Below are 5,484 nucleotides of genomic sequence, written 5' to 3'. Positions count from 1 at the left end.
CTCCGGGCACCCCGCGCGCGATGTCGGCCGCATGCGCGGCGATCTTCGTGGCCACGAGGCCCTCGCGCACGTCGGCGGCGTCGGGCAGGCGCAGATGCTCGGCCGGCGTGACGTAGCAGAGGAAGTCGGCGCCCGAAGCCGCGGCAACCGCGCCCCCGATGGCGGCCGTGATATGGTCGTAGCCCGGCGCGATGTCGGTGACCAGCGGCCCCAGCACGTAGAAGGGCGCGTCGTGGCACAGCCGCTTTTCCAGCTTCATGTTGGCGGCGATCTCATCGAGCGCCATATGCCCGGGGCCTTCCACCATCACCTGCACGCCCGCGTCCCATGCGCGCTTCGTGAGCTTGCCGATCTCGATGAGCTCGGCGATCTGCCCCGCGTCGGTGGCGTCGTACGTGGAGCCGGGCCGCATGGCATCGCCCAGGCTGATGGTCACGTCGTGCTCGTGCAGGATGGCCAGCACCTCGTCGTAGAACTCGTAGAAGGGGTTCTCGTTGCCGGTGGCCTCCATCCACGCGAAGATGAGCGACCCGCCGCGGCTCACGATGTTCGTGAGGCGGCCCGTCTCGCGAAACGACTCGATGGTGCGCCGATTCATGCCCGCGTGGATGGTGACGAAGTCCACGCCGTCCTCTGCATGCGCGCGGACCACGTCGAGGAAGTCCTCCACCGTGATGGTGATCAGCGGCTTCTCCAGATAGCCGATGGCGTCGTACATGGGCACGGTGCCGATCATGGCCGGCGACTTCTCGATGAGCGCGCTGCGGAACGCGTGCGTCTTGCCGGTGTTCGACAAGTCCATGATGGCCTCGGCGCCCAGCTCCAGCGCCACGTCCACCTTCTTCCATTCCTCGGCCTCGTCGGCGACGTCGCCCGAAATGCCCAGGTTCACGTTCACCTTCGTGCGCAGGCCGCCGCCCACGCCTTCGGGCGACAAGCTGGTATGGTGGATGTTGGCGGGGATGGCGATGCGCCCGGCCGCAACCCCCTCGCGGATGAACTCGGGGTCGCGCCCCTCCTTCTCGGCCACGATGGCCATTTCGCGGGTGATGGTGCCGGCGCGTGCCGCGTCGATCTGCGTCATAGAACTCCCTTCGTTGGCATTACCCATGTCAGGTTCCTCGGGTCGAAGCGTGAATCGGCGCTTCCTCTCAGCCTGTCCGGCCGCGATGCGGCTGCAAGCTCCCCGGTATGTCAAGCCGTCGCGCATGCGACGGAGCGTTTAACCAGTATACGCCAGCGGGTAGAACACGTACAGCGTGCCCTCCTCGACGGCTACAGTGGCCTCCTCGCCGGTCAGTTCGTTCGACAGCCCGCGCGAGGTGCGGTTCGACAACGGCTCGTCGTCGATGGAGTACTCCATGCCGCGCTCGATGACGCCGCGCGCCATGTCGTTGGCCGAGAACACCGACACGGTTCCCCCGCCAAGCGCCGGCAGCTCGAACACGTCGGGACCGGTGAGCAGCCGCACGGCGTACGTGTCGGCGACGGCGGTCACGTACACGTCGCGCTCGGAGAACTTCGCGAACAGCTGCAGGTTCGCCAGCGTGTGGTCGAGCCGCGCTCCCAGCGCGCCGTAGACGATCAGCTCGTCGTGGCCCCAGGACAACGCCTTCTCCATGGCCAGCTCCATGTCGCTCTTGTCCTTCTTGACCGGGTGGCGCGACACGCGGCGGCACTTCGGCACATAGCCGAGCGAGTCGAAGTCGCCCACAGCCATGTCGGGCACCGCACCAATGGCCTCGAGGTGCGCGAAGCCCGCGTCCACCGCGATGACATAGTCGAACTCCCCGGCCGCCTGGCGGGCCTTGAAGTCCTCCGCGTTGAAATCGACCGCCCCCACGAGCGCGCACGTAGCCATGTTCCACACTTTCCTTACCTTCGAGCCGTACCGATCGTGATAGAATACCATACGCGAGCGGGCCAGACGATCGCGCGCTTCGGCGTGAGGAAAGTCCGGGCTCCATAGGGCAAGATGCCAGCTAACGGCTGGGCGGGGCGACCCGACGGAAAGTGCCACAGAAAAGAAGACTCCCCCGCGAACACGCGCTTCGGCGCGCAGAAACGGGAGAAAAGCTGAAACGGTGCGGTAAGAGCGCACCAGCGCGCCGGCAACGGCGCGGCTTGGAAAACCCCATCTGGAGCAAGCGCAAATAGGAACGCGACACGGTTGCCCGCCGTACGTTCGGGTTGCGTGCTAGAGGCGTCTGGCGACAGGCGTTCGAGATAAATGGTCGTCCAACGACAGAACCCGGCTTACCGGCCCGCTCGCATTCTTTTTTTCCACGTTTTCCGTCACACTTCCGACATTCGACCGTCTAACCTATCGAAGGAAGGCATCGGGCGCATCGCAGAGCGCCCGGCCGACGACGAGACGAGCGGAAGCGCCCGGCGGGCCTTTCGCGGAAGGCGGCACCATGCATCGCGAAGAATTATCGAAAGAAGCGCAGCTCGACCTGGTGGACAAGGCCATCGTAGGCGACGGCCAGGCGTTGGAGGAACTGCTGCGGTCCACGAGCGGGCTCGTGTTCAACCTTGCGCTCAGGTTCCTGGGCACCGTCCACGACGCCGAGGACGCGAGCCAGGAGATCGCGGTCAAGATCATGACCCGGCTCTCGACGTTTCGCAAGGAGAGCGCGTTCTCCACATGGGTGTACCGCATCGCCGTGAACCACCTCAAGGACTGCCGCACGCATCAGTTCGCGAACGCCCCGTTCAGCTTCGAGATGTACGGGGCCGACATCGTCGACGAGCGCGCGAAGGACGTCCCCGACCTGTCCGAAGGGGTCGACCGCGGCATGCTGGCGCGTGAGCTGAAGCTGTCGTGCACGAACGTGATGCTGCAGTGCCTCGACGCCGACAGCCGCTGCGCCTACGTGCTGGGCACCATGTTCAAGGTGGACAGCTCCACCGCGGCCGACGTGCTGGGCATCACGCCCGAGGCGTACCGCCAGCGCCTGTCGCGCGCCCGCAAGACGGTCGCCGAGTTTTTGGGCGCGTACTGTCAGCACGGCGGCGCGGAGACGTGCTCGTGCGAGCGGCGCGTGAACTTCGCCATCGCCACGCATCGGCTGGCCCCGCACAACCTGGAGTACCTCGAGCTCACCGAGGAGGAGCGCGCGCAGGACGCCTTCGTCGACGCCATGGACGAGATGGACGGCTACGCCAGCCTGTTCGACCGGCTTCCCTCCTACCGCCCCACGCCGCGCGCCAAGGAGCTGCTGGAAGCGTGCATGGGCACCGCCAGCTTCGACGCCGTGGTGAACGCCGGCAAGGAGGCCTCCCATGCCTAACGTCCTCATGCTGGATTTCCTGGCCGACCTGCGCGAGAACAATTCCCTCGACTGGATGCACGCCCACAAGAAGCGGAAGAAGGAGGCGCAGAACGCGTTTCTGGAGCTCGTGCAGGGCTGCATAGCCGACCTCGCGGAAACGGAGCCGTGCTTGGCGGCGCTCGATGCCAAGGACCTCGCGTTCCGCATCAACCGCGACACGCGGTTCAGCGACGACAAGTCGCCGTACAATCCGACGTTCCGTGCGCACATCTCCCCCGCCGGGCGCATGCCGGTGCCCGTGGGGTACTTCGTCAGCGTGACGCCGGGCGGGTCGTTCGCGGGAGGGGGCCTGTTCGCGCCGCACTTCAAGGACGCCACGCGCATGGTGCGCGACCGCATCGCAGCCGACCCGCAGGCCTTCCTCGACATCGTCGAGGCGCCGGGGTTCGCCGAGCGCTTCCGGTTCGTCGGCATGCCGCTGAAGAACGTGCCGAAGGGCTACGACCCGCAGAGCCCGGCCGCTGAGTACCTGAAGTGCAAGTGCTGGGCGGTGGAAGAGCACTTCGACGATGCCGTCGTCGCCGACGACGAGGCCTGCCGCCGCGCGCTGCTGGACAGCTTCGCGGCCATGAAGACGTTCAACGAGTACCTGAACGAGGCGCTGAAAGGCTTCGCGATGCCGACGCGCTAGGGCGGTTTGCGGCCCGGCCCCGGCGCACCCCGTTCGATTGGGCGCAAAACGATAGCCATGGCAAAGGCAGTCGAAGCTTCACGGATGGTTCGGTATTGCGCGGGCACATAAGGCCTGGTCGCAGATTCCGCATACGAGGAATCTGCGACCAATGCCCCGCGTTTTCTGCCATAGGGTGCAATTCGCGCCCAACGTTTACCGGACGGTTCGCGATGCCAGGCCTGCGGAGCCGCATCGCAGAACCCTACGCCGGGAACAGCGTGTAGGCCCGTCCCTCGGCGGCCTCGTGCGGACGGATGCTCACGCCGAAGGCCCGCTCGATGGCGCCGGTTGCGAGCACCTCTTCCACCGTGCCGGCCGCCGCGGCGCGCCCGCGTTCCATGACCAGCAAACGGTCTGAGTAGCGCAGCGCCAGGTCGAGATCGTGGATGACCATGACGATGGTCTTGCCCGCCTCCTCGTTCAAGCGGCGGATCAGCTCCATCGTCTCGTGGCAGGCGCGGATGTCGAGGTAGGTGGTGGGCTCGTCGAGCACGATGAGGTCGGTGTCCTGCGCCAACGTCATGGCGATGAACGCTCGCTGGCGCTCGCCGCCCGACAGCCGCCTCAGCTCCTGCGTCCGGAACCGCGCGATGCCCGCAAGCTCGAGGGCGCGCTCCACGTGCTCGCGATCCTCGCGCGAGAGCTTCCCCTGATGCGCCTGGTACGGATAGCGCCCGCATGCTACGAGCGCCTCCACCGTCATCGCCGGCGGGCGGCTGGCCTGGGCCAGCACGGCCACGCGACGGGCGCGCGCCTTCGCCTTGAGCGACAGCGTGGGCACCCCGCCGACGCGCACCTCCCCCGCCTGCGGCCGCAGCAAGCCGTCGACGAGTTTGACCATCGTGGACTTCCCGCAGCCGTTCGGGCCGACGATGCTGGTCACCGCCCCATGCGAAAACATCGCGGAAAGCCCCCCGATGAACGGTTCCTTGCCGTAGGAGAACGACACCTCGCGAAGCTCGATGGCAGGAACACAGGGCTGCGCGACCTCTGCGGTCGAGGAGCCGAGGGCCGAGAGGTCCGCCGCGAGTTTCCCCGAGGGGACTTGCTTCGCGGTGCCGCGACGAGCCGAACAGCCCAGCGGGCTGTTCGTGCGAGCAGGACTGTTTGAGCGCCGGACCTCTCGGCCCTCGGCCCCGCAGGATGCAGGCGCATTATTCAAGGCTTCCCCTCCTGTTCTTCAAAATGAGGTAGATGAAGAAGGGGCCGCCGAGGAACGCCATGAGGATGCCCACCGGCACCTCGTAGGGTGCGAACAGCACGCGCGCCAGCAGGTCGCACACGACGACGAACGCCGCGCCCGACACGGCCGACAACGGCAGCACGATGCGGTTGTCGTGCCCGACGAAGAACCGCACGAGGTGCGGGATGATGAGCCCTACGAACCCCAGCAGGCCCGCGAAGCTGACGGCCGCGCCCGCCAGCACGGCGGCGAGGCCCAGCATGGCCAGCCGGCACGCGCCCACGTTCATGCCC

General features: G+C 66.9%; 6 protein-coding genes, 1 other RNA gene and 1 riboswitch. Of the genes, 3 read left to right on the top strand and 4 right to left on the bottom strand.

Annotation, left to right across the window (positions count from 1 at the left end; genetic code table 11):
- Both thiC and ACMO6A_RS12960 read right to left on the bottom strand, forming a co-directional pair.
- On the bottom strand, window positions 1–1,111 hold a 1,111-nt coding region (gene thiC, locus ACMO6A_RS12965), incomplete at its 3' end, for a phosphomethylpyrimidine synthase ThiC (protein ID WP_418471379.1).
- A riboswitch (TPP riboswitch) is annotated at window positions 1,073–1,199 on the bottom strand. Its footprint overlaps the gene before it by 39 nt.
- Window positions 1,200–1,222: 23 nt before the next feature.
- Window positions 1,223–1,861 (bottom strand): thiamine diphosphokinase, encoded by a 639-nt coding sequence (locus ACMO6A_RS12960; protein ID WP_009607773.1) that lies wholly within the window; start codon window positions 1,859–1,861, stop codon window positions 1,223–1,225.
- 54 nt (window positions 1,862–1,915) lie between these two features.
- On the opposite strand from ACMO6A_RS12960, the gene rnpB reads away from it, so the two are divergent.
- The 3 genes from rnpB (at window position 1,916) to ACMO6A_RS12945 (ending at window position 3,966) form a co-directional block, all read left to right on the top strand.
- An RNA gene (gene rnpB / locus ACMO6A_RS12955) (RNase P RNA component class A) lies at window positions 1,916–2,275 on the top strand.
- 142 nt (window positions 2,276–2,417) lie between these two features.
- Entirely contained in the window at window positions 2,418–3,293 is an 876-nt protein-coding gene (locus ACMO6A_RS12950; protein WP_009306229.1) for an RNA polymerase sigma factor, read from the top strand.
- Window positions 3,286–3,966, top strand: a complete 681-nt coding sequence (locus ACMO6A_RS12945) for a DUF2461 domain-containing protein (protein ID WP_009306230.1) — start codon at window positions 3,286–3,288, stop codon at window positions 3,964–3,966. The genes ACMO6A_RS12950 and ACMO6A_RS12945 overlap by 8 nt, the downstream gene beginning before the upstream one ends.
- Before the next feature lie 244 nt (window positions 3,967–4,210).
- Here the strand turns inward: ACMO6A_RS12945 and ACMO6A_RS12940 are convergent, their stop codons facing one another.
- Window positions 4,211–4,957 (bottom strand): ABC transporter ATP-binding protein, encoded by a 747-nt coding sequence (locus ACMO6A_RS12940; protein ID WP_009306231.1) that lies wholly within the window; start codon window positions 4,955–4,957, stop codon window positions 4,211–4,213.
- 205 nt (window positions 4,958–5,162) lie between these two features.
- Window positions 5,163–5,484: iron chelate uptake ABC transporter family permease subunit (locus tag ACMO6A_RS12935; protein WP_418471378.1), on the bottom strand; the 322-nt coding region annotated here is incomplete at its 5' end.

The organism is Eggerthella sp. (assembly GCF_048329335.1).
In the GTDB taxonomy this organism is placed as follows: Bacteria; Actinomycetota; Coriobacteriia; order Coriobacteriales; family Eggerthellaceae; genus Eggerthella; species Eggerthella lenta.
This window is presented reverse-complemented; position numbering and strand designations above follow the sequence as displayed.

Excerpts from the sequence above, each read along its gene's own strand:
- ACMO6A_RS12960 (WP_009607773.1), bottom strand. The coding sequence starts at position 1,861 with ATGGCTACGTGCGCGCTCGTGGGGGCGGTCGATTTCAACGCGGAGGAC.
- ACMO6A_RS12950 (WP_009306229.1), top strand. The coding sequence starts at position 2,418 with ATGCATCGCGAAGAATTATCGAAAGAAGCGCAGCTCGACCTGGTGGAC.
- ACMO6A_RS12945 (WP_009306230.1), top strand. The coding sequence starts at position 3,286 with ATGCCTAACGTCCTCATGCTGGATTTCCTGGCCGACCTGCGCGAGAAC.